We start from the raw sequence: 24,564 nt of genomic DNA, 5'->3' as shown, positions 1-24,564 counted from the left end.
CAACAAACATGAGAAGCTGTTTTTTGAAATTGCTCCTTGTGACTCGGAGCTGAACGGCAGGCTCACAACCTCTTGGTAAACAAGCTTGCATCTACTGGAATAAGTCCAGCCAAACGAAAAATAGGAGGAGTTATTTTTGTTTGGCTGTTCTTATTACTTGATGCAGACCAGCTTTTTCACGACCTTTTAAAATTACATATTTTGCCATAAAACTTGCATTTGATCCAAGATGTCGATGACATCTTTTGTCAAGAAGAGAGAACGATTTGGCAAGTCACCTTCGATCATGTGTACCATATTGTTTATTTCGTAATTCATGGCTTCAGAAGTACTTCCGCTTTCGATGAATTCCTTCGTACCGTCTGTAAATAGGATCTCCGCACGATCCGCACGAGGATAATCAGCAATCGTCACATAGCCGTTTTCAAAGGCAACGATCCCGACTTTTGGCATTTTTGCCTGAAAAGTCAAGCTGACAGCAGCAAGTTCATTTTCTTTGTTGCGCAAAATAGTGACTGATTGCTCGTCTACGCCTGTTTCAAAAGGGACCATTGTAGAGGCAACTACTTCAGGCTGAGAACTCAAAAAGAAACGAGCAAAAGATACCGCATACGTACCGATATCCAATAGAGCTCCACCAGCTAATTCAGGATTGAAGAATCGGTTTTCTGGATCTGGTTCCTTATAACTGCCGAAAGGTGCTTGGATCATTTTTAAAGCCCCTAGTTTTCCTGTATCCATTATTGAACGTAATTGCTGATAAAGCGGCATGTTGAAGATAGTCATGGCTTCTGCTAAAATCAGATTCTTTTCTTCTGCTAAACGCATAGCGTCAGCTAGTTCTTTTTTGTTCATCGTGATAGCTTTTTCGCATAAGACGTGTTTGCCTGCTTCCAATGCTGCCAAGATATGGTCGATATGCTGTTTATTTGGTACAGCAATGTATATGATGTCGATTTCAGCATCGTCTAACATTTCTTGATAGCTTCCGTAAGCTTTTGGAATATTGTAACGGTGTGCGAATTTTTCCGCTTTTTCTGAAGTTCTGGAAGCAACCGCTGTTAGTTCACTTGTCTCTTGATTGAAGCTTTCGGCAAACTCATGTGCGATGGTACCGAGACCCACGATTCCCCATTGATATTTTTTCATCTGAAAATGCTCCTTCATAGTTAGATTGAGATTCTTTTCTGTCTATTATTATAACAAAAATCACGAAGAATGAAGGAGAGAGGACTTGAAACATTAAAAAAAATGAAAGCAGCGATTTAACAGGTGCTTTTTGACTAAAACTTAAGTAGAATAGTTAAAAGGAGGGGATAAACGTGCATCAAGTATATATTGATCTTATTATGAGTGTATTATTGGAACAGTTTGAAACTGAAAAAAATTTTTTAGATGAATACTTGCTGATCAGCCCAGAACAATGGCAAAAATGGAAAGATGGCGAGAAAAATTTGCCTTCTGAAGCGATGCAGAAAGTAAAAAATCTTTTCACTGATTATGAATGGATGCTTACGCAAAAGATTTTGCGTCAAACGATTATTTTTCCCGAGAAACGAAATATTGCTGTTGCAGAGTATAAACAAATTAAAACACGTATCGCGCAAAAATGGCTAAGCAGCAAAGCAGCAAAAGTCGATCTGATCCCTTTGAAAAACAATCAGCAGGCTGGTAGATACCTTGACTTGAAAGTAAGTATTCAATATGATGAATGGGGCTATGATGATATTTTGAATTTTCGTTTGCCAGCAGATGTTCAAAAACAGATTGAAGGAGAAAAAATCGAACTTCTTGATTGGGTGAATGAAAATCTGGAAGAAACTTACGTTCATGATACGAACGGGGAACGTGAAGAACAACGAAAGGATTTTTCAAGTGAATAAATTTTTAGGATTTGGAGCAGTTGTGATTATGATCGCAGCAATGGGCTATGTTATTTTTAGCGATGATGACGCGCATGTTCAAGCCGGCAATCAAACGGTAGAACGAACAAGCACCAAAACAACTGCTAGTAAAGAAAAGAACAGTCAAACAACAAGCAGCAAGGCAAAGGACAAAGAAACACAAGATCGTACATCCAAACAATTGCCAGATGTTAAAACAGACGATTGGCAACTAGTTTTGGTTGGTCCAGATCACAAATTAGAAAAAGAAATCGATGAGTCTACTCAATTGGCATCATTGAGTAATGGATATTTGATCGACAAACGCATTGCTCCGGAATATGAAGCATTTGCTAAGGCTGCCGAAGCAGCTGGGTTTCCGTTAGTTATGGTCTCAGCTTACCGGTCTGTATCATCCCAACAACAAGTTTTCGAACAAAATGTCCAAGATGTGATGAGTCGTCAAGGTGTATCAGAAGAGGAGGCGACAAAAATCACTAAAGAAACGATTACGGAGCCAGGATACAGCGAACACCACACAGGTCTGGCAGTCGATGTCGTCGATCAAAACTGGTACAACAGTTATCCTTCTACTGTATTGGATGCAAGTTACGGAGATCAGCCTGGAGCTAAATGGATCGCAGATAATGCTGCCCAGTATGGATTTATCGTTCGTTATCCAAAAGGACGCGAAGATATAACTAAAATCACATATGAACCTTGGCACTTACGTTATGTCGGTAAAGAAAATGCTGAGTATATCACCAAACACCAATTGACGCTAGAAGAATATCTGAATGAATTAAATGAAAAGTAGGAATTGATCATGGCGAAAAAAAAGTGGAAAAAGCAAAAGCGCAAGAACATCCGTTGGCCAGCAGTGGTTGCCGGTGTAGTAGTGATACTCCTAGCCTTTGTTTTTTCCTTGAAGAATCTGTCTTCTCCTTTTACTGATAATCAGCAAGAAAATGAAGCGCAATCCCATCAGCAATTTATTGAACGGCTTGTTCCACATGCCCAAGAACTACAAGATGGTTATGGAGTGCTTCCTAGTATCATTTTAGGACAAGCTATATTAGAATCGAATTGGGGAAAAAGTACCTTGGCTAGCAAATACAATAATCTTTTCGGGATCAAGGCTTATGGGGATCAGAAGAAAGTAAGCCTGGAAACAAAGGAATTTGTTAATGAAGAATGGATAACTATCCAAGGAGACTTCAAAGTGTATGATTCATGGGAACAGTCCATGGATGACCATACACAACTGTTCGTCCAAGGAGTAGATTGGAATCCTGCACTGTATGAAAAAGTGATTACGGCCACCAATTATCAGGAAGCCGCACAAGCATTGCAAGAGGCAGGTTATGCGACAGACCCCGGTTATGCGCAAAAAATCATCCAGGTCATCGAGACGTACCAGTTGAATCAGTATGACCGGAGATAGCAAAGGAGAAGTGGCTGATGGCAGAACAATTTACGCCGGAAATCATGACGGAATTGAGAAAAGATATCGTAAGAGTACCGGAAATCATTTTAGAAGCAAGCGGGATCAAGATATTTGGAAAATTGATTCGTTCGATCATCTTTACTACGGATATCGCAATCATACGAAATACAAATGCAAATGCAGTAATTGCTGTGTATCCTTTTACACCACATCCAGCAATTACTAAAAGTATCATTGAGGCAGCTGATATTCCAGTTTTTTCCGGTGTAGGAGGCGGATTGACACAAGGTGCTCGTTCTTCTTACATGAGCATGTTTGCAGAAGCGCAAGGTTCTTTAGGGGTTGTTTTGAATGGTCCTACGCCTTTAGAGACAGTGAAAGAAGTTTGTCGAGTAGTTGATATCCCAGTTATCAGTACGGTAACATCGAAATATACGGAAATTGATGAAAAGTTAGCAGCTGGTATTTCGATTATCAATATCAGTGCGGGAAAAGAAACTGTAGAAGCAGTACGTCATTTTCGTAAAAAGTATCCTGAACTTCCTATCATTGCGACAGGCGGTCCAACGGAAGAAAGTATTGCTGAGACCATTCAAGCAGGAGCAAATGCCATCACGTATACGCCGCCAAGTAGCGGAGAGCTTTTTAGTCGTAAAATGGAAAAATATCGGGAAACTGAGAAAAGAATCATGAATAACAGGTGAGAATCAAAAGACGAGGAAGAGCAGATAGTGGCTCTTCCTCGTCTTTTGTACTCCAGTACTATTTGTTCAGAATTCAAAAAAAGAGAAATTTTTTTGTTTTTTTATCTGTAATGTACATAAGAATAGTTAAAATCTTTTGTTATTATTAGCATTCTAACAAAAAAATGTCTTGATTTATTGAAGCGCTTTCTATAGAATGAAAAACGAATAAAAACTAAAAAAGGCACCCGGCAATTTAGTAGCAGCTAAATCACCGGGGCTTGAAAAGTCAGCGGGAACTGACCAATCAAGTTGCCATAGTCAATGCTTGTGCATCAACGTGTATATTGTACCTAATTTCATACAGAATTACTAGTTATTTTTTCTGATTTTTTAGGGAATAATATACGCAGAGTGGCACGCTTATTTAGCTATGTCAAGGATATTGGACGGTTGTCTGATATCCTTTTTCTTTGCGCAATTATCCTCCCATCATTGAAGCAAGAAGCATTTGTAGCAATGGAAAAAAATCAGCACTATCTAATTTTCCTTGAAAGTATTGAGTTGTTCATCCTAGGCAGAACAAAAAGGCAAGCCTTGGTTTTTATTCGCCTTTAAAAAAGAGGATTTTATAAATATATACTGTATAAGAATACAGTATATTGAAAAATGTCAATGGAAGTAGAGGTGTAGGAAATGAAGAAAAAAATGAGAATCATCTTAGCATTAAGTGTTATATTATTATTCTTGACGGCTTGTGGGAAAGAAGAGGACGACGAAAAAATTACGTTGAACATGGCTTGGTGGGGTTCACAAGTTCGACACGATGCAACGGTAAAAGTAATCGAGCTTTACGAAGAAAAAAATCCTCATGTGACGATCGAGTATGAATTCTATGATTATGAAGGATATTACACAAAATTAGGTACGCTAGCAGCATCAAATGATATCTGGGATATTTTTCAATTAAATAATCAATTTCCTCAATACATCAATCAGATTGAACCATTAGATGAATATGTGGAAAAAGGGATAATTGATGTTTCTAATGCGGATGAATCCTATTTGGCAACGACGATTTACGACGGGCAATTAGTTGGACTGTCCAACGGGGTGAACTCGTTTGCGATTGCTTACAATAAAAATATATTTGAACAATTAGGTATCCCTGAACCTGCTTCCAATTGGACATGGGAAGAATTTGAACAAATCAGCTATCAAATTACTGAAGAATTAGGGATTTATGCTATTTCAAGGTTCGAAGATTTTATAGCTGGCTGTATTATTCAAATACCGCAAGTTGAGAAAGGATTGAATTTTTATAATCAGGAGGATTTATCTAACAGTTTGGGATTCGAAAATCCGGATTATTTAACAGATTTTTTCCAGCTGCGTAAAAATCTGGTAGACAAAGGTGCCCATCCAGAACCGGGTGGTGGAGCTGCAAGTACGACAGATCTGTCTTTTCAGGCAGTTAGAGATAGCGAAGCAGCGATGGTTTTTCTATCAAGTAACCAGTTGACAGAAATTTTGTCAGGCGCTCCTGAAGATATGGAAATTCGATTGATTAATCCTCCTCGCAGAAAAGCAGATGGAGAATCTGGTATTCCATTACGTTCTTCGCAAATGCTGAGTATGGCAAAAAATTCAGCACACAAAGAAGAAGCGGCTAAATTTATTGATTTCTTCCAAAACAGTGAAGAAGCCAATGAGATTTTAAAAGGAGAACGCGGTGTACCAATCATGTCCAATATTCGAGAACAACTCGCTCAGACAGATGATACAACTTTACAAGCGACATTCGACTATTTAGAAATGATATCCGATATGGACAACGGTGAAGTAAATGTTTTTGATAGCGCTTTAAATCCAGAAATCCAAGATCAATACAATCTTTTAGTAGAAAAAGTTATCTATGAAGAAATGACGGCAGAAGAAGCAGCAGAGAGTTTTTATGAGTTTGCTTCAAACGTTCTGGAATAGTAACAGGAGGAAAGCATGAAAAAAGAAAAACTAAAACGATTCATGAATCAAGATAACGTGGTCGGTTACGTATTTGCTTCTCCATTTATTCTAGGATTTCTATTGATAACGGTAATACCGATGATCTTGTCTCTTTATTATTCGTTTACCGATTATCGGCTGGGGAATCCAGTCTCATGGATCGGCTTGGATAATTATATAAAAATGCTAAGTGATGCTCGTTTTTTGAACTCCATCCGAGTCACTTTTCTCTATGTATTCGCCTCTGTGCCTGTGAAACTGATCTTTGGTCTATTGATTGCTTATCTTTTAACGAGAAATATCAAAGGGACGACTTTCTTTCGTTCTTTGTATTATGTACCTAGTTTGATTGGCGGCAGTATTTCTATTGCTCTAGTGTGGCGAGAATTATTTTCTAAAAATGGATTAGTGAATATTTTTCTAGAACGCCTAGGCGCACCAGCACTTTCCTGGTTTGGCGATCAAAAATTGGTCATGATCCCTCTTGTTTTGATGTCTGCTTGGCAATTCGGTTCGGCAATGATCATCTTTGCTGCAGGTATCAAAGAGATCCCAGCCTCGTATTATGAAGCGGCAGAGATCGATGGAGCGAATAAATGGCAGTCGTTTTACAAGATCACGCTACCTCTTCTTTCGCCAATCATTTTGTATAACTTAGTCATGCAGACGATTGCAGCGTTTATGACTTTCACGCAAGCGTTCATCATTACCCAAGGTGGTCCGAATGATGCCACGAACTTTTATGCTCTTTATGTGTATAACCAAGCATTCTCTTTTAATTCTATGGGGTATGCTAGTGCTATTTCGTGGATCATGCTGTTGATCATGGGTGCTGTCACCTTTCTGATTTTTAAATCATCAAAAAAATGGGTCGTTGTGTGAACGGGGGGAGGAAAAAATGAATAAAACAGTAATGAAATGGTTCCAGTACGGGTTTATTTTGCTATTAGGTCTAGTCATGATTTATCCAGTCTTGTGGATGATTGCAGGTTCTTTTAAAACGGATCAAGAGATTCTGAGTGGTTCACTGAATTTGATTCCAGAAACTTTTCGATGGGAAAATTACGCAGAAGGATGGGCAGGTTTTGCTGGAATCTCATTTTTCACGTTCTTTAAGAATTCGTTTGTCATTTCTGCGGTATCAACGATTGGGACAGTGCTGAGCTCGACTTGTATTGCTTACGCATTATCGAGGATCGATTTCAAAGGAAAAAGGTTTTGGTTCGTCGTCATGTTAGTAACGATGATGATTCCTGCACAAGTGATTTTGATTCCGCAGTTTATTATTTACAATCGGCTAAATTTGGTTGGTACGTATGTGCCGCTGATTTTACCGCACTTTTTTGGACAAGCATTTTTTATTTATCAGATCATGCAATTCATGGTCGGCATCCCTAAAGAGTTAGATGAATCTGCGATTATTGACGGATGCAGCAAATATAGTGTCTTTACCAAAATTATTTTTCCTTTGCTAAAACCTTCGATCATCACCACGATCATTATCCAGTTTTATTGGAAATGGGATGATTTTATGGGACCGCTGATCTATTTGAACAAGCCGAGATCTTATACCGTATCGATTGCCATCAAATTATTTGCAGATGCTGGATCTAGCACGACTTACGCCAGTATGTTTGCGATGTCTACGCTGTCTCTGCTGCCGGTTTTTTTGATTTTCTTATTCTTCAATAAATATCTCGTCCAAGGAATCAGTACAAGCGGCTTGAAAGGCTGAAGATGAAAAAGCCAATAGAGGAGATGTTTCTTTACAAGATCAACTACTATTTCTGTCGGATTTTTTTAACCAGTCTTATCAGTCATGGTCTTTTTGCTTTTTTCCTAGGATGTTTTTTCACTTTAGGATTAACGCTTTCTGCTCATGTTGTCTATCTGATTTATTTTTTGATGATGTATCCTGCTTATTATCTATCTGCCCATTATTTGGCGGAAAGGAAGGTAGGTTGGCGGAAAGAAAAAATCAAAAGGTCATGTTTCATTGTTGCGTTGTTTCAGCTGTTCGTTCTTATTTTTGCAGCTGATTGGTATTTGTTCATAGAAAAGGCTGATGCTTGGTATCTGATTCCTTTTCTATTGTGTCTGTTGCTTTTTGTATCCCATGGTTTTTTTAGTACGCTAATTGATGTCTGCAAAGAAGAAAAAGCAGATAGTCTTATTTATTTGATCAAAAGAAATATCTGGCTGTTGTCAAAAAACGTCAAAGGGTTTCTGTGGTATTTTTGTCTTTTGTATGGGCTGTTTTGGTGTATACAATATGATCTGTTACTTACTGCATTGTTGTATCCCGGACTGCCGTTTGTCACAGCATGCTGGTTAAAAGAAAAGGAGAATGAGTTCAAATGAAGAAAAAATATGTACAAGTCGGTCTTGGCGGAAGAGCGCGCTTTTTTTATGAGGCAATTGCCTCTACGTATCATCGAACTTGTGAACTGGTCGGTTTTTGTGATGTGTCTCAAACAAGAATGGATTATGCAAATCGAGTACTTGTGAATAAGTATGGACAGAAGAAAGTAAAGACATGTATGCCATCGCAATTTGAACAGCTACTGGATGATGTACGGCCAGATGAAGTCATTATCACGTCAGTAGATCGAACGCATCATGATTATATCATTCGTGCAATGAGAAAAGGGTATGATGTTATTTGCGAAAAACCTCTGACTATTGATGAGGAAAAAGCGCAAGAAATAATAACTGTCCAAAAACAAACGGGAAGGAATCTGCGAGTCACTTTCAATTATCGTTATGCGCCATATCACACGAAGATAAAGGAACTGCTGGAAAAAGACATAATCGGCGATGTTTTCTCTATCCACTTTGAATGGTTGCTGAATACGCAGCACGGGGCAGATTATTTCAGAAGATGGCATCGAAATAAACACAATAGTGGCGGACTTCTCGTGCACAAATCTACCCATCATTTTGATCTGGTGAACTTTTGGTTGAGTAGCCAGCCAAAAAAGGTATTCGCATTTGGTGGATTGAATTTTTATGGAATGCATAATGCGGAAAAACGCGGAGTAGAAACATTTTACAGTCGATGCTATGGAAGCGAACTAGCCAAAAATGATCCATTTGCTATAGATCTATCAGCCAATGAGGAATTACGAGAAATGTATTTGGAAGCAGAAGAAGACAGTGGATACATTCGTGATCGCAGTGTATTTTCCGATGATATTTCTATTGAAGATACGTTAGGAGTGACGGTCAAATACGAGACCGGTACGATATTGACGTATTCGCTAAATGCGTATATGCCGTGGGAAGGATTCAATGTTTCTTTTAATGGCAGCAAAGGACGGATCGAAATGAAAGTGATCGAAAAGTCCTATATCAACGCTGGTGGAGATAAAAAAGATGAGGGAGCAGCCGTTCTTCAGTCCATCCAGGTCTATCCGATGTTCGGTAAACCCTATGAGGTAATCGTTGAACAAGAAGCAGGTGGACATGGCGGAGGAGATCCACGTTTGTTGGATGATCTATTTGGCGAAGTAAAGGAAGAAGATCCGTGGAATCGAGCAGCAACTCACGTAGATGGTATCCTGTCGATTTTGACAGGAATCGCAGCGAATCACTCTATTGCTTCAGGAAAAGCAGTGGCGATTGACGAACTTGTCAACTTCAAGGAATAAGAAGGAATTTACGAAAATTATTTCCTGTACGTTATAAATCTGTGCGCTATTGCCGTAGATTGTCTTTGGAACACTATTTATTCGAAAAAGGGGTTGTGACACGTTTTTTTTCACAATCCTTTTTGTGTGAAATAGAATTTTTGGATAAGTGAAAATAAAAACAACTATTTAAACCCGAACAAAAAAGAGTAATGCATTAAAAAACATTAGATTTTACAAAAAAATAAGTAAACCACGTTGTCAGTTTCAGAAAGTAGTGTTAGACTATTTTCAATATTTGAAACAACATTCTTTATTCAAATATGTCAAACTGCCTTCACGTGCAAAACAGTTGCAAGAAAATGATTTTACACTATTATTAGTTTTACATACCTACTTATATATCGTCATAATATGGATGACAGTTTCTAGCCAGTACCGTAAATGCTGGACTATAAGTAAAAGATTGGCTATTTCACCCTTCTTTTCTTATGATAAAGTGGAGGGTGTTTTTCTTTAACAGAAACATAGTAGGTTTTTGCACAAAAGCGGTTTTTTGGTATTAATAAATGATAAAGGAGCAAATAAAGTGAAAGAATTAGTTGAACGTATTCAAAAAGACGGACGTATATTAGGCGAGGGCGTACTAAAAGTCGACAGTTTCGTCACTCACCAAGTAGACCCTGTATTGATGGAACAAATGGGGCAACGGTTTGCAGAAGTATTTAAAGAACAAGGAATCACGAAAGTTGTGACCATTGAAGCTTCTGGGATCGCACCAGCTTTATTTGCTGCAAAAGAATTAGGTGTTCCAATGATCTTCGCCAGAAAAGCCAAAAGCTTGACGATGGATGAAGAATTATTGACGGCTTCTGTTTATTCTTTTACGAAACAAGTGACAAGTACGATTTCTATTTCTCGTAAATTCTTGTCTTCAGAAGATAAAGTATTGATTATTGACGATTTCTTGGCAAACGGACAAGCGGCAAAAGGATTGATTGAATTATGCCAGCAAGCTGGAGCTCAAGTAGAAGGAATTGGGATCGTCATTGAAAAGTCTTTCCAAGATGGACGTCAGTTGCTTGAAGAAATGGGATTGAGAGTCGTTTCTCTTGCACGTATTGCTTCCTTGACGAATGGACAAGTTGAGTTTCTTGAGGAGGACGCATAATCGTGGAAAAAGAAACACAAAATGGAAAAGCCGCGGTTTTAGGGCTGCAGCATCTGTTAGCGATGTATGCAGGAGCAGTAGCGGTGCCTCTTTTGATCGGTACAGGACTAGGCTTTAATCAAGAACAGATGACTTACTTGATTTCAATTGATATCTTTATGTGTGGATTAGCAACATTATTGCAATTGACCGTTAACCGATTTTTCGGAATTGGCTTGCCTGTTGTTTTAGGATGTGCGATCCAAGCAGTAGCTCCGCTGATCTTGATCGGAACTAATGAAGGAGTAGGAGCTATTTATGGATCTATTATCGCTTCAGGTATCTTTGTTGTGTTAGTTTCAGGTATCTTTTCTAAAATCAAGAAATTATTCCCGCCTTTAGTAACAGGAACGGTTATCACCGTTATTGGTTTGACATTGATTCCAGTAGCAATTGAAAAAATGGGTGGCGGTAATGCAACAGCGGCTGATTTTGGTGACAAAACAAATCTACTACTTGCATTTGTGACGATTCTCCTCATTGTAGGTGTGCAAATGTTGGCAAAAGGGTTCATTCGTTCCATCGCGGTATTGATTGGTTTAGTCGGTGGAAGCATCTTAGCTGCTTTCATGGGAATGATCGATCTGAGTGCGATTGGAGATGCACCATTGTTCCATGTCCCACAACCCTTTTATTTTGGTAAGCCAACTTTTGATGTATGGTCGATTTTACTGATGATCATCATTTCTATGGTCAGTATGGTAGAATCAACGGGTGTATATTTTGCGCTTGGGGACATTACTGGAAAGAATGTTGGAGAAGAAGAATTGAAAAAAGGATATCGTGCAGAAGGACTTGCCGTTATCTTAGGCGGTATTTTCAATACATTCCCTTACACAGGCTTTTCTCAAAATGTCGGATTGGTTCAACTTTCGGGAATCAAAACGAGAAAACCTATTTACTTCTCTGCGTTCTTCTTGATTGTTTTAGGATTATTCCCTAAAATTGGTGCGTTAGCACAAATCATTCCTGAGCCGGTACTTGGTGGAGGAATGTTAGTCATGTTCGGGATGGTGGCAGTCCAAGGAATCCGTATGCTGTTGGAAGTTGATTTCAGTAATGATAAAAATCTATTGATTGTTGCTGTTTCTGTTGGATTTGGGCTAGGTTTCAATATTACGCCGACACTATTCAGTCAAATGCCTCAAACATTGCAAATGTTCACTGGCAATGGCATCGTAATGAGTAGTATTACGGCTATCATATTGAATCTGATCTTTAATGGTTTAAAAAAAGATGAAGAAATAGTAGAAGAAGCCTTCAAAAAATAATGAAGTAAAAGAAAAGTTGCGAAACCAGCGTTTTGAGTGAATATCGAGGGTCAGCTGTTTGAATACCATTTATACTAAAAAAAGGATGTGACATCACTTTTGTCACGTCCTTTTTTATGTATTGGATAAACACGAACAATAAAATGGTTTTCTTTATCAATATTCGAAATTTCTTTGACATCAAAAAATACGATTGTTAAAATATGGATGTAGAAAAACTGGGAGGAAAAACAATGACAGCAAAAATCTCTGTGATCATGGGGAGTACTTCAGATTGGGAAACAATGAAAGAAGCATGTCAAATATTGGAAGAATTCGGTGTGTCTTATGAAAAAAAAGTCGTTTCTGCTCATCGCACACCAGATTTGATGTTTGAATATGCACAAGGCGCTCGAGAAAAAGGAATCAAAATCATTATTGCAGGAGCAGGTGGAGCCGCCCATCTACCGGGGATGGTTGCGGCAAAAACAACTTTGCCGGTTATCGGCGTACCGGTCCAATCACGAACATTAAATGGTTTAGATTCGCTTCTGTCGATTGTTCAAATGCCTGGAGGCGTGCCTGTGGCTACTACGGCAATCGGAAAAGCTGGAGCAATTAATGCTGGACTACTTGCGATACAGATGCTTTCCATGTATGATTTAGAATTGGAGGCTAAATTGGCTGAAAGACGTTCAATGTTGGCTAAAACTGTTATAGAAAGTAGTGATCAACTTGGTTAAACCTTTGTTGCCTGGTTCAACGATCGGGATCGTCGGCGGCGGTCAATTAGGTCGTATGATGGCGATTAGTGCAAAAGAAATGGGCTTTAAAGTAGGTGTGCTGGATCCTGTAAGTGATTGTCCAGCCGCACAAGTTGCAGATTGGCACATTGAAAGTGTCTATGATGACACCTTTGCGCTGAAAGAGCTTGCTAGAAGAACAGATGTCATTACCTATGAATTTGAAAATGTCAGTGTAGAGGCGCTAAATGCGATCTTACCCATGTCATTTATTCCTCAAGGGACAGACTTGCTTGCGATTACGCAAGACCGCCTATTGGAAAAATCTTTTTTGGAAACGAACAACATCGTGATTGCTCCTTATGCAACGATCGTCAGTCCGACAGATATCCAAGATGCGATTGACGGGATCGGTTATCCCTGCGTTTTGAAAACCACTCGAGGCGGTTATGATGGCAAGGGGCAGTATGTTTTGAAAAGTCGTGCAGACTTGGCCCCTGCAATGGATCTTTTAAGAGAAGGAACCTGTGTTTTAGAAGCTTGGATCCCATTTGAAAAAGAGATTTCGATCATGGTAGCAGGAAATGGACAAGGAGATTTCACAACTTTTCCGGTCGTGGAAAATATCCATCGAAACAACATTCTGCACGAAACGATTGCTCCAGCTGCGATTGATCAGGATGTGATCGAGGAGGCTGAGCGTATTGCCCGTGTGATTGCAGAAGCAGTAAGTCTTTCAGGTGCTCTAGGGGTAGAAATGTTCTTAACAAAAACAGGCGGGTTATATGTGAATGAATTAGCCCCTCGTCCTCACAATTCTGGGCATTATTCTATCGAAGCTTGTTCTATGAGTCAGTTCGATGCCCATATTCGAGGTATTTGCGGCTGGCCATTAGGAGAAAAAGTGCGTCTGACAAGCAATGCAGTGATGGTCAATGTTTTGGGAGAACAACTGTTGGAAAGCTATCGCTTGATTGAGAATAAGCCAGACTGGCAATTCCATTTCTATGGAAAAAAACAAGCGAAAAAAGGTCGCAAGATGGGACATATCACTATCTTGACAGAAGACATCCAGCAAACGCTGGAAGAAATCAAACAAACGAATATTTGGGATTAGAGGAGAAAAAACATGTTAGAACGTTATACACGCCCTGAAATGGGGAATATCTGGACGGAAGAGAACAAATACCGTGCGTGGCTCGAAGTCGAGATTTTAGCAGATGAAGCTTGGGCAGAACTTGGTGAAATCCCACAAGAAGATGTGAAAAAAATCCGTGAACATGCATCATTTGATATCGATCGGATCTTGGAAATCGAAAAATCAACACGCCATGATGTCGTTGCTTTTACACGAGCAGTTTCTGAAACATTGGGAGAAGAAAGAAAATGGGTCCATTATGGTCTAACAAGTACGGATGTCGTAGATACTGCTTATGGCTATCTCATCAAGCAAGCAAATGATATATTACGGGAAGACCTGAAACGTTTTACAGAAATCATTGGCGAAAAAGCAAAAGAACACAAATATACAGTGATGATGGGTCGAACACACGGTGTCCATGCTGAACCAACTACTTTTGGATTGAAACTTGCCACATGGTATTCAGAAATGAAACGGAACATCGAACGATTCGAACATGCGGCAAAAGGAGTAGAAGCAGGAAAAATCTCAGGAGCAGTGGGGACGTTCGCAAATATCCCGCCATTTATTGAAGAGTATGTATGTAAACAATTGGGAATCCGTCCGCAAGAAATCTCTACTCAAGTTCTCCCTCGGGATCTACATGCTGAATATTTCTCAGCGATGGCGCTTATTGCTACAAGTATTGAACGCTTTGCAACAGAGATACGCGGATTGCAAAAGTCTGAAACACGTGAAGTAGAAGAGTTTTTTGCGAAAGGTCAAAAAGGTTCTTCTGCTATGCCACACAAAAGGAATCCAATCGGTTCAGAAAATATGGCTGGTCTAGCCAGAGTGGTGCGCGGACACATGGTCACTGCCTATGAAAATGTCACATTATGGCATGAAAGAGATATTTCTCATTCTTCAGCAGAGCGAATCATCTTGCCTGATACCACGATTTTATTGAATTACATGTTAAATCGTTTTGGCAATATCGTTAAAAATCTAACGGTCTTTCCTGAAAACATGAAGCGGAATATGTCTGCAACATTTGGTTTGATTTATAGCCAACGCGTTATGCTGAAATTGATCGATAAGGGAATGACAAGAGAAGAAGCTTATGATCTTGTTCAGCCAAAAACTGCGTATGCTTGGGACAACCAAGTTCAGTTCCGCCCGCTGTTAGAAGAAGATCCGACCATCACATCGGTCTTATCTAAAGAAGAAATAGACGATGCCTTTGATTATCATCATCATTTGAAAAACGTTGACGTGATATTCAAACGAGTAGGTTTGGAATAAAGAAGAGTGAGTTGCAAAATTTAATTAAAATAGAATAGCAAAAATAACCAAAAAAGAAGCAGATCCGTTAGCGGTTCTGCTTCTTTTAGTTTATTATGTTTTCTTATCAATGATAGGAATAAAGCGACTACCTCTTTATATACAAAAAATAGAGGAATTAAGCGTAAATGGCTTGGCTATTATAACTAAAATGCTGGTTATGGAGATGTTGCAGCAAATTTTCGAGAAAAGTATATTCCATCTCTTGTCCATTAAATAAGATCTGGATACGATAGTGATTTTTGAAAAGTTTCTGCTCGTGGATCTGACTGATTAAAAGTTCGCCTTTGTGTTCTGTTCGATAACGAAAAGTCCTTTTACGGCATTCAGCGCAACGCTTAGCTGCTCGGCGGATTTTCCGAAAGGTATAAAAACTAGTATCTTTATTGCATAAATAAACGTCTTTGATCGACAACAAATCATTATATAGACAGGAACGTTCTTCAGCCGTTAACTCTGATAAAAAAAGCTGACCTTGTTTTATTGCATCTTCCATCGGCAAGTGCCTCCTCGATCCAGTTATCCAAATTTTTAGTTAATTTTAATATACCATCATTATATATAAATGTAAACGCTTGTTGATGAGGGGGATTTTGTACTTACAACAAAACACGAACATTAAAAGAATCTAATGCCTTTAATGTACATATTTATATTGATTTCTAAAAAGATGATTGTTAAAATTCAAAGTGAAAACACGAACAAAAATCGTTGTATTTGCTTTGAATGTAAATAAAAAGGAGAGTCGGACATGGAGAAAAAAGAACTTCTGTACGAAGGGAAAGCCAAAAAATTATATCTTACCTCTGATGAAAACTTGATTTGGGTAGAATACTTAGATCAGGCGACTGCGTTGAATGGCGCGAGGAAAGATCAGATAAGTGGGAAAGGAGAATTGAATAATCAAATCACAAGTACGATTTTCCGCTATCTGACCCAGCGAGGAATAAAAAATCATTTTATTGAACAATTATCTAAAACCGAACAATTAGTAAAAAAAGTACAAATCATCCCTCTGGAAGTGGTGATCCGAAATATTGCAGCAGGAAGTTTCTCAAAACGTCTAGGTGTTCCTGAAGGCAAAAAATTAATCAAGCCAATCGTTGAATTCTACTATAAGGATGATCAGTTGGATGATCCGTTTGTCAATGAAGAGCATATCTATTACTTGCAACTGGCAAAACCGGAAGAAATCAGTGAGCTGAAAACCCAAGCATTAGCTATCAATAAAATTTTGATCGAATTATTCGCTAAGGTTGGTCTGGTTTTAGTAGATTTCAAGCTAGAGTTTGGTCGGTCGAATGAAAAAATATTACTTGCGGACGAAGTAACACCGGATACTTGCCGATTATGGGATGAACATACGAATGAACATATGGACAAAGACGTTTACCGCAGAGGCTTAGGTAATCTGATTCCAGTCTATCAAGAAGTATATAACCGTCTATCGGAACTAACTGAAGAAAAGGAGCGAGTATGATGTATTTCGTAAAAGTTTGTGTAACCTATAAAGATTCAGTATTAGATCCTCAAGGAGAAGCAGTAAAAAAAGCAGTCCATCGTATGGGATATGAAACAATCGAAGATATCCGTATCGGAAAATACTTTGAGATACAACTTGCTGATACAGAAGAACCAATCGATACAGTGATTGAAACGATTTGTGATAAGTTGCTTGCAAATGTAAATATGGAAACATACCGATATGAAATCAAAAAAATGGAGGAAGTATAACATGAAATTTGCGGTCATCGTTTTTCCAGGTTCAAATTGTGACGCAGATATGTTATGGGCAGTTCGCGAGATCATGGGCGCTGATGCCGAATTTGTACGGCATGATGAGTCCTCTTTAGAAGGATTTGATGGGGTTTTACTGCCGGGAGGATTCTCCTATGGTGACTATTTGAGATGCGGCGCGATTGCTCGGTTTTCTACAATCATGGAAGAAGTGATTCGTTTTGCTGAAGAAGGGAAACCCGTATTCGGTACATGTAATGGATTCCAGATATTGACAGAAGCTGGACTGTTGCCAGGTGTACTGAGACGAAATGAGTCTTTGCATTTTATTTGTAAAACTGTACCATTGAAAGTCAATCCTAAGACGGCCTTTACTTCAGAATATGAAGCAGATGAAATAATCTCTCTTCCAGTTGCTCATGGGGAAGGAAATTATTTCTGTGACGAAGAAACACTTGAAGACCTAAAGGAAAATAATCAGATCGTCTTTACTTATAATGACAACATCAACGGCAGCGTGGAAAACATTGCAGGGATTACGAATAAAGCGGGGAATGTGTTAGGAATGATGCCTCATCCAGAACGTGCAGTAGAAGACTTGCTAGGATCAGAAGATGGGAAACGATTCTTTGCTTCCATTTTAAAAAACTTCGGAAAGGTGACCGTATAGATGAAAACATTGAATGAGCCGACAGCTGAAGAGATCAAGAAAAAAAGAATCTATGCCGAATGGGGATTGACTGATGAAGAATATCGAATGATCGAAGAAGATATCTTAGGAAGAATGCCTAATTATACGGAAACTGGACTGTTTTCTGTTATGTGGAGCGAACATTGTTCCTATAAAAATTCTAAACCGGTTCTACGCAAATTTCCTACTAGTGGACCTCATGTCTTGCAAGGGCCTGGAGAAGGCGCAGGCATCGTCGACATCGGTGATGGACTAGCAGTTGTCTTCAAAGCAGAAAGTCACAACCATCCCTCAGCCGTGGAGCCTTATGAAGGAGCTGCGACAGGAGTTGGCGGAATCATCAGAGATATTTTCAGCATGGGTGCTCGTCCAATTGCGTTGCTAGATTCATTGAGATTCGGCGAATTAGATAATCCAAGAACAAAATATTTACTAGAAGAAGTAGTTGCAGGTATCGGCGGATACGGCAATTGTATCGGCATACCGACTGTAGGTGGCGAAATTGCATTTGATCCTTGTTATGAAGGAAATCCATTAGTCAATGCAATGTGTGTAGGTTTGATTGAACACAAAGATATCCAGAAAGGGCAAGCTGCTGGTGTCGGCAATTCGATCATGTATGTAGGAGCAAAAACAGGTCGCGACGGCATCCACGGCGCAACTTTTGCCTCAGAAGAATTTAGTCAAGAAGAAGAACAGCAACGTTCTGCTGTACAAGTAGGGGATCCTTTTATGGAAAAGCTACTGCTTGAAGCGTGTTTGGAATTAATCTTGCATCATTCGGATTCTCTAGTAGGTATACAGGATATGGGAGCAGCAGGACTTGTTTCATCTAGTGCGGAAATGGCTTCAAAAGCTGGTTCAGGACTTATATTGACATTAGACGAAGTCCCACAAAGAGAAACTGGAATGACGCCTTATGAAATGATGCTATCCGAATCACAAGAACGGATGTTGATTTGTGTCAAATCAGGAGAGGAGGAAAAAATCCAAGAACTATTTCAGAAGTATGATCTAGATGCAGTCACTATCGGTAAAGTAACAGACGACGGGCAATATCGTCTATATCATCAAGGGAAAGAAGTAGCGAATCTGCCAGTCGATGCGCTGGCTGAAGATGCGCCAGTCTATCATAAAGAGATGAAAGAACCAGCTCGAATCGCAGATTTTCAGCAGTTGGCTTCTTATCAGCCGGTTATTGAAGAACCTGGACAAGTATTGCTTGATCTGTTGCAACAACCGACGATTGCTTCGAAACGTTCAATCTACGAAACTTATGATTCACAAGTACAAACCAATACAGTGGTCTGTCCAGGAAGCGATGCGGCTGTGATGAGAGTCAGAGGGACGAATAAAGCATTAGCGATGACCACAGACTGCAACGCTCGCTATCTCTATTTGGATCCAAAAGTCGGAGGACAAATAGCAGTGGCAGAAGCAGCTAGAAATATCATTGCTAGCGGTGGTAGACCCTTGGCGATCACCGACTGCCTGAACTATGGTTCTCCTGATAAACCAGAAGTTTTTTGGGAATTATCGACTTCAGCTGACGGCATTGCTGCTGCGTGTGAAACGTTAGGAACTCCTGTTATTTCAGGAAATGTCTCTTTATATAATGAAACGGACGGTCAAGCAATCTATCCAACACCGATGATCGGTATGGTCGGATTGATCGAGGAACATGAACATATCACTACTCAAGAATTCAAAAAATCAGGGGATCTAATCTATATATTAGGCAAGACGTTTGCAGATTTTGATGGCAGTGAATTACAAAAGATGCAGCTTGGAAGAATCGAAGGGGTGATTCGAAACTTTGATCTAGCCGTTGAAAAGAAAAACCAGGAGTTAGTATTGACAGCCATCCAAAATGGATTGATTGAAAGTGCCCATGACTGTTCAGAAGGTGGTTTGGCAATTGCACTGGCAGAATCAGCTTTCAAATATCAGTTAGGTTTATCTGTGCAGTTTGGCTTGCCCTCTGCTCAATTGTTTGCAGAAACTCAATCAAGGTTTGTATTGACAGTTGCACCGGAAAACCAGACACGATTCGAAGAAATGATGGGTGATGCTGCTGTTTTAGCAGGTAAGGTGACGGATGAAGCGATAATCGAAATATCAGCAACTGACGGTCAAATCAAAATAGAAACAGCAGTAGCAAGAAAGTGCTGGGAGGATGCAATCGTATGTCTTATGAAGTGAAGAGTTTAAATGAAGAATGCGGGATCTTCGGTGTTTGGGGTCATCCAGACGCCGCTAGTGTGGCATACTTCGGGCTCCATAGTCTTCAGCATCGAGGACAAGAAGGTGCGGGTATCGTGTCCAATGATCGAGGGAAACTCATGGGTCATCGAGATCTGGGTCTACTTTCTGAGGTATTCAAAGATCAAAGAAAATTGCAGCAGTTAACAGGAGAAGCTGCAATCGGACATGTACGTTATGCAACAGCAGGCAATGGAAGTGTGGACAATATTCAGCCTTTTCTATTCAAATTTCATGATCAGTCGATCGGCTTAGCGCATAATGGTAACTTGATCAATGCTCGCTCCCTTAGAAAAGAGTTAGAGGAAAATGGGGCGATCTTCCATTCCAACTCCGATACGGAGATATTGATGCATTTGATCCGACGAAGTGAAGAAATAGATTTTTTAAATAAATTGAAAAGTGCTTTAAATGAAGTCAAAGGTGGCTTTGCCTATTTATTAATGACAGAAACGGCAATGATTGCCGCTTTGGACCCGAATGGTTTTCGTCCATTAGCAATCGGACAAATGAAAAACGGAGCATACGTGATTGCCTCGGAAACTTGTGCATTAGAAGTTATTGGGGCACGTTTTATAAGAGATGTCCAGCCTGGTGAGATAGTGATCATCAATGACGAAGGAATCCAGATTGATTGCTTTACGAAGGACACGCAGCTTTCTATTTGTTCGATGGAATATATCTATTTTGCCAGACCGGATTCAAATATCGCAGGGATCAATGTGCATACTGCCCGGAAAAATATGGGACGGAATTTAGCGAAAGAATCGCCAGTAAAAGCAGACATGGTCGTTGGTGTACCTAATTCTTCTTTGTCAGCCGCAAGTGGTTATGCAGAAGCTAGCGGTATCCCTTACGAAATTGGATTAGTAAAAAATCAATACATTGCCCGAACATTTATCCAGCCGACGCCAGAGCTAAGAGAGCAAGGGGTCCGAATGAAATTATCTGCTGTACGCGGGGTAGTGGAAGGGAAAAAGGTGATCATGGTTGATGATTCGATCGTTCGGGGCACGACAAGCAGACGGATCGTCCATCTTTTGAAAGAAGCAGGAGCAAAAGAAGTACATGTGAGGATTGCTTCTCCTCCTTTGAAGTATCCATGTTTTTATGGGATTGATATTCAAACGCGTAAAGAACTCATTGCGGCCAATCATACGATTGATGAAATCAAAGAATGTATCGGTGCCGATTCTTTAGGTTTTTTAAGTGAAGAGGGTCTAATCGAATCGATCGGTCTGGAAAAAGATGCCCCGTATTCAGGATTGTGTATGGCTTATTTCAACGGAGATTATCCGACACCGTTATATGACTATGAAGAAAAATATCAGGAATCACTAAAAGAAAAAGTATCGTTCTTTTAAAAGCAGATCAAGAAGGGAGCATATGAAGCCAATGGCAAATGCATACGCAAAAGCTGGCGTAGATGTCGAAGCTGGATATGAAGTAGTAGAACGGATCAAGAAGCATGTCAAAAAAACGGAACGATTAGGTGTGATGGGCGCTATAGGAGGATTCGGCGGCTGTTTCGATTTATCGGTCTTTCAATTAAAAGAGCCAGTCCTTGTTTCGGGGACCGATGGTGTAGGGACGAAATTAGCAGTAGCAATCGAAGCAGACAAACACGACACGATCGGAATCGACTGCGTAGCGATGTGTGTCAATGATATCTTAGCACAAGGGGCAGAGCCGTTGTATTTTTTAGATTACTTAGCAACGGGGAAAAATGATCCGACACGTTTAGAAAATGTAGTAAAAGGTGTAGCAGATGGGTGTGTTCAAGGAAATATGGCACTGATCGGCGGCGAGACAGCTGAAATGCCCGGTATGTACTCAGGAAATGATTATGATCTAGCCGGATTTGCTGTAGGGATAGCTGAAAAATCTCAATTATTGACAGGAGAAACAATCAACCCAGGAGACGTGTTGCTTGGAATAGCATCTAGCGGAATCCATTCAAATGGGTACTCTCTTGTTCGCAAAATTTTCTTTGAGCAGCAGCAGCTTTCTTTATCATCAAAACTGCCAGAATTGAAAAAAACACTTGGCGAAGTATTACTTGAACCAACGAAAATCTATGTTTCTTCCTTGCTTCCCCTAATCAAAGAAAAGAAAATCAAAGGAGCTGCACATATCACCGGTGGAGGGTTTGTAGAAAATATCCCGCGAATGTTACCAGAATCTATGGCTGCTGAAATCAAACTTGGCACATGGCCGATTCTTCCGATCTTCGGCTGTTTACAAAAATATGGTGAGATTCCTATGATGGAGATGTATGAAATATTCAATATGGGCATTGGGATGGTCTTAGCAGTCGAGGAAGCAAAAGTAAAAGAAATCGTACACGAGATTGAGCAAGCTGGCGAAAAAGTTTATGAAATCGGGAAAGTGATCGCCAAAGAAAAACATCGTGTGGTGTTTACTGGAGAAGAACGATGAGAATCGCTGTTTTTGCTTCTGGAAACGGAAGCAACTTTCAAGCGCTAGCCGATTATTTATCAAAAAAAGGATTGGAAGCTTCGATTGACTGGTTGTTTTGTGATCAGCCTGCAGCATATGTTTTGAAACGTGCAGTCGCATTGGATGTACCGGCAGATTGTTTTTCACCTAAAGAATTTGAATCCAAAAAAGAGTATGAAGAAGCGATTTTGCATAAATTGAAAGAAAAAAAGATTGATTTGATTGTACTAGCTGGATACATGCGAATCATTGGACCAGTATTGCTGGAAAATTATGATAAAAGAATCATCAATATCCATCCATCTCTTTTACCTGCATTCCCTGGTTTGCATGGCATTCGTGATGCATTTGAAGCTGGAGTAAAAGAAACGGGTGTCACAATTCATTATATCGACCAAGGTGTAGATACTGGACCAATCATCCGACAGGAAAAAGTGAGGATCGAACAGGAGGACACGTTCGATTCTTTAGAAGAAAAAATCCATAGAGTAGAACATCGAATCTATCCAGAAGTGATTAGTGAAATTATTGAAAATGGAGGCTATCTGAAATGACAAGAGCATTGATCAGTGTATCAGATAAAACTGGGATTGTAGCATTTGCCCAAGGTTTGATTGAACAAGGAGTAGAAATCATTTCAACAGGAGGAACAAAGCATGCATTGGATCAAGCTGGAATCAAAACGCTTTCGATCGAAGAAGTGACAGGGTTTCCTGAAATGATGGATGGTCGTGTCAAAACACTTCATCCTAAAATCCATGGTGGTCTTTTAGGGAGACGCGATCTCCCTAGCCACATGGAGGCAATGGAGACGGAAAATATCCAACCAATCGACTTTGTTTGTGTCAATTTATATCCTTTCAAAGAAACGATTATGAAACAAGATGTCGAAATAGCAGAAGCTATTGAAAACATTGATATCGGTGGTCCTAGTATGCTCCGTAGTGCAGCAAAAAACCATGAATTTGTCACCGCTGTTGTTGATCCATCTGACTATGAAGAGGTACTTTCAGAATTACGTCAGTATGGGCATACTTCACTTTCTTTCAGACAAAAACTAGCGGCAAAAGTCTTTCGTCATACTGCTGCATATGATGCACTGATCGCTCAATACTTAACGGATTGGGTGGAAGAAAAAGAACCGGAAAAATTGACACTTACGTATGAACGAAAACAAACGCTTCGTTACGGTGAAAATAGTCATCAAGCCGCTGCCTTTTATCAGTCCGCTCTTCTGGAAAAATATTCGATCGCAGCAGCAAAACAACTCCATGGGAAAGAACTTTCTTATAATAATATCCGTGATGCGGATGCTGCGTTACGGATCATGAAGGAATATGACGAGCCAACGGTAGTCGCCTTGAAACACATGAATCCTTGCGGTATTGGGTCAGCATCTACGATTTTAGAAGCGTGGGAAGCAGCATATGAAGCAGATCCTGTTTCAATCTTTGGTGGGATCATCGTTTTGAATCGAGAAGTAGATCTGCCAACAGCAGAACAGATGCATAAGCTGTTTCTAGAAATCATCATTGCCCCTTCTTATACACAAGAAGCTTTGGCATTACTGCAAAAAAAGAAAAACATCCGATTACTGACAATAGACTTTGCGCAAGAAGAAAGTCAAAATCGAGAAGAAACGGTCTCAGTCTTAGGTGGACTTCTTGTACAAGATCAAGATCTGGCAATGGAAAACGAAGAAGCGTGGAAAGTCGTGACAAAACGTAAGCCAACTCCAGCAGAAGTAAAAGCATTGGCGTTTGCTTGGAAAGCTGTCAAACATGTGAAATCTAATGCGATCGTGCTGGCAAACGAACGTCAGACAGTAGGAATCGGAGCCGGTCAGATGAATCGAGTCGGTTCAGTAAAAATTGCGATTGAACAAGCGCAAGAGAAAATGGAAGGTGCAGTTTTAGCTAGCGATGCTTATTTCCCAATGGATGATTCAGTTGAATATGCAGCCAAACATGGTATAAAAGCAATCATTCAGCCAGGCGGAAGTATCAAAGATCAAGATTCTATTGATATGGCGAATAAATACGATCTAGCAATGGTCTTTACTGATGTTCGGCATTTTAGACATTAGAGAGGAGTCGGATAA

24 protein-coding genes and 1 riboswitch are annotated in these 24,564 nt (G+C 39.8%); of the genes, 22 read left to right on the top strand and 2 right to left on the bottom strand.

Annotated features, from left to right (window positions below; genetic code table 11):
* Positions 1-192 precede the first annotated feature (192 nt).
* Complete coding sequence (locus AC1F25_RS05215; protein WP_002319932.1) at positions 193-1,149, bottom strand: Gfo/Idh/MocA family protein; 957 nt, start codon at positions 1,147-1,149, stop codon at positions 193-195.
* A 173-nt stretch (positions 1,150-1,322) separates the two neighbouring features.
* Here AC1F25_RS05215 and AC1F25_RS05210 point away from each other — a divergent pair, with 173 nt between their 5' ends.
* The 14 genes from AC1F25_RS05210 to purB all read left to right on the top strand — a co-directional run bounded on the left by AC1F25_RS05210 (position 1,323) and on the right by purB (position 15,274).
* A complete protein-coding gene (locus tag AC1F25_RS05210) occupies positions 1,323-1,883 on the top strand; it encodes a hypothetical protein (protein WP_479994309.1) in 561 nt (186 codons plus the stop codon).
* Positions 1,876-2,700 carry a M15 family metallopeptidase gene (locus tag AC1F25_RS05205; RefSeq protein WP_002344160.1) on the top strand — a complete coding sequence of 275 codons (825 nt, stop codon included), beginning with the start codon at positions 1,876-1,878 and terminating at the stop codon, positions 2,698-2,700. The genes AC1F25_RS05210 and AC1F25_RS05205 overlap by 8 nt, the downstream gene beginning before the upstream one ends.
* A 9-nt stretch (positions 2,701-2,709) precedes the next feature.
* Complete coding sequence (locus AC1F25_RS05200) at positions 2,710-3,327, top strand: glycoside hydrolase family 73 protein (RefSeq protein ID WP_002309502.1); 618 nt, start codon at positions 2,710-2,712, stop codon at positions 3,325-3,327.
* A gap of 17 nt (positions 3,328-3,344) precedes the next feature.
* Positions 3,345-4,034: a beta/alpha barrel domain-containing protein gene (locus AC1F25_RS05195; protein ID WP_151668706.1), complete on the top strand. Its 690-nt coding sequence runs from the start codon at positions 3,345-3,347 to the stop codon at positions 4,032-4,034.
* A gap of 675 nt (positions 4,035-4,709) precedes the next feature.
* On the top strand, positions 4,710-5,996 hold the full coding sequence (locus AC1F25_RS05190; RefSeq protein WP_479994308.1) for an ABC transporter substrate-binding protein: 1,287 nt from the start codon (positions 4,710-4,712) through the stop codon (positions 5,994-5,996).
* Between the two features lie 15 nt (positions 5,997-6,011).
* Positions 6,012-6,899 (top strand): carbohydrate ABC transporter permease, encoded by an 888-nt coding sequence (locus AC1F25_RS05185; protein WP_002313850.1) that lies wholly within the window; start codon positions 6,012-6,014, stop codon positions 6,897-6,899.
* A gap of 16 nt (positions 6,900-6,915) precedes the next feature.
* A complete protein-coding gene (locus AC1F25_RS05180; protein WP_002292245.1) occupies positions 6,916-7,752 on the top strand; it encodes a carbohydrate ABC transporter permease in 837 nt (278 codons plus the stop codon).
* 2 nt (positions 7,753-7,754) lie between these two features.
* Entirely contained in the window at positions 7,755-8,378 is a 624-nt protein-coding gene (locus tag AC1F25_RS05175; protein ID WP_002313849.1) for a hypothetical protein, read from the top strand.
* Positions 8,375-9,667 (top strand): Gfo/Idh/MocA family protein, encoded by a 1,293-nt coding sequence (locus AC1F25_RS05170; protein WP_002309496.1) that lies wholly within the window; start codon positions 8,375-8,377, stop codon positions 9,665-9,667. Before AC1F25_RS05175 ends, AC1F25_RS05170 begins: the two co-directional genes overlap by 4 nt.
* 356 nt (positions 9,668-10,023) lie before the next feature.
* Positions 10,024-10,121, top strand: a riboswitch (purine riboswitch).
* A 114-nt stretch (positions 10,122-10,235) separates the two neighbouring features.
* The gene (locus AC1F25_RS05165) at positions 10,236-10,817 is read left to right on the top strand and encodes a xanthine phosphoribosyltransferase (protein ID WP_002292242.1); all 582 of its coding nucleotides are present in this window, start codon (positions 10,236-10,238) and stop codon (positions 10,815-10,817) included.
* Between the two features lie 2 nt (positions 10,818-10,819).
* A complete protein-coding gene (locus AC1F25_RS05160; RefSeq protein ID WP_002292241.1) occupies positions 10,820-12,127 on the top strand; it encodes a nucleobase:cation symporter-2 family protein in 1,308 nt (435 codons plus the stop codon).
* Between the two features lie 233 nt (positions 12,128-12,360).
* On the top strand, positions 12,361-12,849 hold the full coding sequence (gene purE, locus AC1F25_RS05155; protein WP_002309494.1) for a 5-(carboxyamino)imidazole ribonucleotide mutase: 489 nt from the start codon (positions 12,361-12,363) through the stop codon (positions 12,847-12,849).
* Entirely contained in the window at positions 12,842-13,966 is a 1,125-nt protein-coding gene (purK, locus tag AC1F25_RS05150; protein WP_002309493.1) for a 5-(carboxyamino)imidazole ribonucleotide synthase, read from the top strand. Before purE ends, purK begins: the two co-directional genes overlap by 8 nt.
* Positions 13,967-13,978: 12 nt before the next feature.
* Positions 13,979-15,274 carry an adenylosuccinate lyase gene (gene purB / locus AC1F25_RS05145; protein WP_002306865.1) on the top strand — a complete coding sequence of 432 codons (1,296 nt, stop codon included), beginning with the start codon at positions 13,979-13,981 and terminating at the stop codon, positions 15,272-15,274.
* 157 nt (positions 15,275-15,431) lie between these two features.
* Here purB and AC1F25_RS05140 read toward each other — a convergent pair whose 3' ends face one another.
* On the bottom strand, positions 15,432-15,809 hold the full coding sequence (locus tag AC1F25_RS05140) for a hypothetical protein (protein ID WP_002309492.1): 378 nt from the start codon (positions 15,807-15,809) through the stop codon (positions 15,432-15,434).
* 255 nt (positions 15,810-16,064) lie between these two features.
* Here AC1F25_RS05140 and purC point away from each other — a divergent pair, with 255 nt between their 5' ends.
* From purC to purH, 8 genes are read left to right on the top strand one after another with little or no spacing between them, the layout of a single operon-like run.
* Positions 16,065-16,793 carry a phosphoribosylaminoimidazolesuccinocarboxamide synthase gene (gene purC, locus AC1F25_RS05135; RefSeq protein WP_002313847.1) on the top strand — a complete coding sequence of 243 codons (729 nt, stop codon included), beginning with the start codon at positions 16,065-16,067 and terminating at the stop codon, positions 16,791-16,793.
* Positions 16,793-17,047, top strand: coding sequence for a phosphoribosylformylglycinamidine synthase subunit PurS (purS, locus tag AC1F25_RS05130; RefSeq protein WP_479994344.1), 255 nt, complete (start codon positions 16,793-16,795; stop codon positions 17,045-17,047). The genes purC and purS overlap by 1 nt, the downstream gene beginning before the upstream one ends.
* 1 nt (position 17,048) lies before the next feature.
* The gene (gene purQ, locus AC1F25_RS05125) at positions 17,049-17,720 is read left to right on the top strand and encodes a phosphoribosylformylglycinamidine synthase subunit PurQ (RefSeq protein WP_002313846.1); all 672 of its coding nucleotides are present in this window, start codon (positions 17,049-17,051) and stop codon (positions 17,718-17,720) included.
* On the top strand, positions 17,721-19,943 hold the full coding sequence (gene purL, locus AC1F25_RS05120) for a phosphoribosylformylglycinamidine synthase subunit PurL (RefSeq protein ID WP_213181245.1): 2,223 nt from the start codon (positions 17,721-17,723) through the stop codon (positions 19,941-19,943).
* Positions 19,928-21,367 (top strand): amidophosphoribosyltransferase, encoded by a 1,440-nt coding sequence (purF, locus tag AC1F25_RS05115; RefSeq protein ID WP_073490706.1) that lies wholly within the window; start codon positions 19,928-19,930, stop codon positions 21,365-21,367. The genes purL and purF overlap by 16 nt, the downstream gene beginning before the upstream one ends.
* Before the next feature lie 22 nt (positions 21,368-21,389).
* Positions 21,390-22,442 carry a phosphoribosylformylglycinamidine cyclo-ligase gene (purM, locus tag AC1F25_RS05110; protein ID WP_172966962.1) on the top strand — a complete coding sequence of 351 codons (1,053 nt, stop codon included), beginning with the start codon at positions 21,390-21,392 and terminating at the stop codon, positions 22,440-22,442.
* Entirely contained in the window at positions 22,439-23,017 is a 579-nt protein-coding gene (purN, locus tag AC1F25_RS05105) for a phosphoribosylglycinamide formyltransferase (protein WP_002309479.1), read from the top strand. The genes purM and purN overlap by 4 nt, the downstream gene beginning before the upstream one ends.
* Positions 23,014-24,549, top strand: a complete 1,536-nt coding sequence (gene purH / locus AC1F25_RS05100; RefSeq protein WP_104869256.1) for a bifunctional phosphoribosylaminoimidazolecarboxamide formyltransferase/IMP cyclohydrolase — start codon at positions 23,014-23,016, stop codon at positions 24,547-24,549. The genes purN and purH overlap by 4 nt, the downstream gene beginning before the upstream one ends.
* Positions 24,550-24,564 lie beyond the last annotated feature (15 nt).

It is taken from the genome of Enterococcus sp. M-BR2 (assembly GCF_056612775.1).
The sequence above is the reverse complement of the archived record's forward strand: the minus strand, read 5'-3'. Positions and strand labels throughout refer to the sequence as shown.

Coding starts and splice junctions, on each gene's coding strand:
- AC1F25_RS05170 (WP_002309496.1), top strand. CDS start 8,375: ATGAAGAAAAAATATGTACAAGTCGGTCTTGGCGGAAGAGCGCGCTTT.
- purN (WP_002309479.1), top strand. CDS start 22,439: ATGAGAATCGCTGTTTTTGCTTCTGGAAACGGAAGCAACTTTCAAGCG.
- AC1F25_RS05200 (WP_002309502.1), top strand. CDS start 2,710: ATGGCGAAAAAAAAGTGGAAAAAGCAAAAGCGCAAGAACATCCGTTGG.
- AC1F25_RS05180 (WP_002292245.1), top strand. CDS start 6,916: ATGAATAAAACAGTAATGAAATGGTTCCAGTACGGGTTTATTTTGCTA.
- AC1F25_RS05175 (WP_002313849.1), top strand. CDS start 7,755: ATGAAAAAGCCAATAGAGGAGATGTTTCTTTACAAGATCAACTACTAT.
- purB (WP_002306865.1), top strand. CDS start 13,979: ATGTTAGAACGTTATACACGCCCTGAAATGGGGAATATCTGGACGGAA.
- purH (WP_104869256.1), top strand. CDS start 23,014: ATGACAAGAGCATTGATCAGTGTATCAGATAAAACTGGGATTGTAGCA.
- AC1F25_RS05190 (WP_479994308.1), top strand. CDS start 4,710: ATGAAGAAAAAAATGAGAATCATCTTAGCATTAAGTGTTATATTATTA.
- purL (WP_213181245.1), top strand. CDS start 17,721: ATGAAAACATTGAATGAGCCGACAGCTGAAGAGATCAAGAAAAAAAGA.
- AC1F25_RS05140 (WP_002309492.1), bottom strand. CDS start 15,809: ATGGAAGATGCAATAAAACAAGGTCAGCTTTTTTTATCAGAGTTAACG.
- purC (WP_002313847.1), top strand. CDS start 16,065: ATGGAGAAAAAAGAACTTCTGTACGAAGGGAAAGCCAAAAAATTATAT.
- AC1F25_RS05215 (WP_002319932.1), bottom strand. CDS start 1,149: ATGAAAAAATATCAATGGGGAATCGTGGGTCTCGGTACCATCGCACAT.
- purM (WP_172966962.1), top strand. CDS start 21,390: ATGAAGCCAATGGCAAATGCATACGCAAAAGCTGGCGTAGATGTCGAA.
- purS (WP_479994344.1), top strand. CDS start 16,793: ATGTATTTCGTAAAAGTTTGTGTAACCTATAAAGATTCAGTATTAGAT.
- AC1F25_RS05195 (WP_151668706.1), top strand. CDS start 3,345: ATGGCAGAACAATTTACGCCGGAAATCATGACGGAATTGAGAAAAGAT.
- purF (WP_073490706.1), top strand. CDS start 19,928: ATGTCTTATGAAGTGAAGAGTTTAAATGAAGAATGCGGGATCTTCGGT.
- purQ (WP_002313846.1), top strand. CDS start 17,049: ATGAAATTTGCGGTCATCGTTTTTCCAGGTTCAAATTGTGACGCAGAT.
- AC1F25_RS05185 (WP_002313850.1), top strand. CDS start 6,012: ATGAAAAAAGAAAAACTAAAACGATTCATGAATCAAGATAACGTGGTC.
- purE (WP_002309494.1), top strand. CDS start 12,361: ATGACAGCAAAAATCTCTGTGATCATGGGGAGTACTTCAGATTGGGAA.